The 3,651-nt window shown below is 74.7% G+C and carries 3 protein-coding genes; all 3 read left to right on the plus strand.

What is annotated here, in order from left to right; translation table 11 throughout:
- Window positions 1-1,063 (plus strand): ABC transporter permease (locus ACFW9D_RS38095; RefSeq protein ID WP_384630043.1); only part of this gene is annotated, 1,063 nt, incomplete at its 5' end.
- Window positions 1,060-2,049: an ABC transporter permease gene (locus ACFW9D_RS38100; RefSeq protein ID WP_384630045.1), complete on the plus strand. Its 990-nt coding sequence runs from the start codon at window positions 1,060-1,062 to the stop codon at window positions 2,047-2,049. The genes ACFW9D_RS38095 and ACFW9D_RS38100, both read left to right, overlap by 4 nt.
- Window positions 2,046-3,626: a dipeptide ABC transporter ATP-binding protein gene (locus ACFW9D_RS38105; protein ID WP_384630047.1), complete on the plus strand. Its 1,581-nt coding sequence runs from the start codon at window positions 2,046-2,048 to the stop codon at window positions 3,624-3,626. The genes ACFW9D_RS38100 and ACFW9D_RS38105 overlap by 4 nt, the downstream gene beginning before the upstream one ends.
- The last annotated feature ends 25 nt before the right edge of the window (window positions 3,627-3,651 follow it).

The following is a 3,651-nucleotide window of genomic DNA, read 5'->3' on the forward strand; positions in this document are numbered from 1 at the left end:
CAGCCCCGCGCCGCCCCCCCCCCCGCCGCACCGACCCACACGCCTCCGCCCCCGCGCCGGCCGCCGGGGGGGGGGGGGCGCGCCGCCGGCCCCCCCCCCCCCCCCCCCCGGGGGCCGCCCCTTCTGGCGGCGGTTGCGGGCCCGGCGTTCCGCGCTCGTCGCCGGCGGCGTCGTCGCGTTCCTGGTCCTCATCGCGCTGGCGGCGCCGCTGCTCACCGCTGTCGAGGGGCAGGACCCCACCACGTACCACCCGGACCTCGTCGACTCGGCGACCGGCGGTGTGCCGCTCGGTTCGTTCGGCGGGGCGAGCGCCGACCACTGGCTCGGCGTCGAACCCCTCACCGGACGCGACCTGTTCGCCCGGGTCGTGTACGGCGCGCGGGTGTCGCTGGGCGTCGCGCTCGCCGCGACGGTCCTCCAGGTGCTGCTCGGCGTGGCGATCGGCCTGGCCGCGGGGCTCGGCAACCGGTTCGTCGACCAGGCGCTCAGCCGGGTCACGGACGTGGTCGTCGCGCTGCCGGTGATGGTGGTGGCGCTCGGCGCGCTCGCCGTCGTCCCGGCCGGCTTCCCGCGTCCCGTGCTGATCGCCGTCATCATCGGACTGGTCGGCTGGGCCGGCACGTCCAAGATCGTGCGGGCCCAGACGCTGGCCCTCAAGTCGCTGGACCACGTGGCGGCGGCCCGGCTCAGCGGCTGGGGCCGGTGGCAGGTGGCCCGGCGGGAGCTGCTGCCCGCGCTGGCCGCGCCCGTCATCACGTACGCGGTCCTGCTGTTCCCGGGGAACATCGTGGTCGAGGCGGCGCTGTCCTTCCTCGGTGTCGGCATCAAGCCGCCGACCCCGTCGTGGGGGCAGATGCTCAGCGACGCCGACACCTGGTACCAGGCGGCCCCCACTTATCTGCTGATCCCCGCGCTCCTGCTGTTCGTCACCGTGCTGGCGCTGACCGTCCTCGGCGAAGGCGTGCGCACGGCGCTCGACCCGCGGGCCGAGTCCCGGCTGCGGGTCGGCACCGGCCGCAAGCAGGAGACCCGGCACGATGCCGAGAAGGAGGCCGGCGCATGACGGGCTTTCTGATCCGCCGCGCGGGCGGCGCCGTCTTCGTCCTGTTCGCCCTGAGCGTCGTCGTGTACGCGGCCTTCTACGTGGTCCCGGGCGACGTCGCGCAGATCGCGTGCGGGCCGCGCTGCTCCCCCGCGCAGGTCGCGCAGGTCAGCGCGCAACTGAAGCTGGACGACCCGTTGTACGCGCGGTACGCGCACTTCCTCCAGGCCCTGTTCACCGGGCAGGACTTCTCGACCGGCACCGGTGTGCTGCACTGCCCGGCGCCCTGCCTCGGGCTCTCGTACCAGAGCGACCAGCAGGTCACGGGGCTGATCCTGGCGAAGCTGCCCGCGACGGCCTCGCTCGTCGTCGGCGCGTCCCTGCTGTGGGTCGTGCTCGGCGTGGGCACGGGTCTGCTGTCGGTGTGGCGGCGCGGCCGGCCGACCGAGCGGATCCTCACCTGGATCACGCTCGCGGGCATGGCCACGCCGGTGTTCGTCATCGGACTGCTGCTGATCATCGTGCTGGTGACGGTGCTTCAGGTGCTGCCGTTCCCGGACTACGTGCCGTTCACCGACGATCCCGAGCAGTGGGCGTGGAACCTGCTGCTGCCGTGGATCTCGCTGGCCCTGGTGAGCGCCGCGCCGTACGCGCGGATGACCCGCGCCTCGATGCTGGAGACGCTCGCCGAGGACCACGTACGCACGTTCCGGGCGTACGGGGTGCCCGAGCGGACGTTGGTCGGGCGGCACGCCCTGCGCGGCGCGCTCGCTCCGGTGATCGCGCTCGGCGCGCTGGACATCGGCTCGATGTTCGGCGGCGCGCTGCTGACGGAGTCGCTGTTCGGCATCCCGGGTGTGGGGCGCGAACTGGTCGACGCGGTCCGCACCGTGGACCTTCCGGTCGTCGTGGGTCTGGTGCTGGTCACCGGGTTCTTCGTCGTCCTCGCGGGCGCCCTCGCGGACGTGTTCCACGCGCTGGCCGACCGAAGGGTGGTGCTCGCATGAGCCTGATCGAGGTCAAGGACCTGTCCATATCGTTCGGCGCGGTGCGGGCCGTACGGAACCTGTCGTTCTCGCTGGAGCCCGGCCGGGCGCTCGGCATCGTCGGCGAGTCCGGCTCGGGCAAGAGCGCCTCCGCGTACGCGCTGCTCGGGCTGCACCGCGGCACGGGCGCCGAGGTGTCCGGCTCAGTGCGGGTGGCCGGGGTGGACGTGCGCGAGGCCGACGACGCGGAGCTGCGCTCGCTGCGCGGCGCGAAGGCGGCGATGGTCTTCCAGGACCCGCTGTCCTCGCTCGACCCGTACTACGCGGTGGGCGACCAGATCGCGCAGGTGTACCGGGTCCACCACCGGGTCTCGCGGCGTGCGGCGCGGGCCCGCGCCGTCGAGGTCCTGGACCGGGTGCGCATCCCCGACGCGGCGCGCCGGGCGCGGTCGCGGCCGCACGAGTTCTCGGGCGGGATGCGGCAGCGGGCGCTCATCGCGATGGCTCTGGCCTGCGAGCCGCAGCTGCTGATCGCGGACGAGCCGACGACGGCCCTGGACGTCACCGTGCAGGCCCAGATCCTGGATCTGCTGCACCAGTTGCGGCAGGAGACGGGCATGGGGCTCGTCCTGGTCACGCACGACGTGGGGGTGGCCGCCGAGTCCGTCGACGACGTTCTCGTGATGCGGGCGGGCCGGGCCGTCGAGCGCGGTCCGGTCGGCGCGGTGCTGGCCGCGCCCGCGGAGTCGTACACGCGGGCGCTGCTCGCGGCGGTCCCCCGGATCGCCGGCGCGGCCGCGCCCGCCCGCCCGGGGCCGGCCGACGCGGGCGAGCCGCTGGTCGAGGCGGTCGACGTCCACCAGGTGTTCGGCCGCCGGTCGGCCGCGACGAAAGCCGTCGACGGGGTCACGCTCGGCGTGCGCCGGGGCGAGACCCTGGGCATCGTCGGGGAGAGCGGCAGCGGCAAGACGACGCTCGGCCGGATGCTGGTCGGGCTGCTCGAACCGAGCGCGGGCCGGGTCGTGCGGCGGGGCCGGGTGCAGATGGTGTTCCAGGACCCGCACTCGTCGCTGAACCCGCGCCGCTCGATCGGCGAGTCCGTCGCGGACCCGCTGCGGGCCGCCGGGAGGCTCGACGAGGGGGCGATCCGGGCCCGGGTCGGTGAACTGCTCGCGCAGGTCGGGCTGGAGGCGGATCAGTACGACCGCTATCCGCACGAGTTCAGCGGCGGGCAGCGGCAGCGGGTCGGGATCGCGCGGGCGCTCGCCGCGGACCCGGACCTGATCGTGTGCGACGAGGCCGTGTCGGCGCTCGACGTGACGACTCAGGCCCAGGTCACGGAGCTGCTCGGCCGGCTCCAGCGGGAGCTGGGGCTCGCCCTGGTGTTCATCGCGCACGATCTGGCGGTCGTACGTCAGGTCCGCGACCGGGTGGCCGTCATGCGGGCGGGCCGGGTCGTGGAGGAGGGACCCGTGGACGAGGTGTACGCACGTCCTCAGGATCCTTACACCCGGCAGTTGCTGGCGGCGGTCCCGGCGATCGATCCCGGGCAGGCGGCCCGACGCCGGTCCCTGCGGGCGGAGTTGACGACGGTCTGACGGACGCGAACGGCCGGTGGCGGAC

It is taken from the genome of Streptomyces sp. NPDC059524 (assembly GCF_042749255.1).
In the GTDB taxonomy this organism is placed as follows: Bacteria; Actinomycetota; Actinomycetes; order Streptomycetales; family Streptomycetaceae; genus Streptomyces; species Streptomyces xanthii.

What these genes read in the sequence shown, in the direction of transcription:
- ACFW9D_RS38100 (WP_384630045.1), top strand. Translation starts at nt 1,060, where the DNA reads ATGACGGGCTTTCTGATCCGCCGCGCGGGCGGCGCCGTCTTCGTCCTG.
- ACFW9D_RS38105 (WP_384630047.1), top strand. Translation starts at nt 2,046, where the DNA reads ATGAGCCTGATCGAGGTCAAGGACCTGTCCATATCGTTCGGCGCGGTG.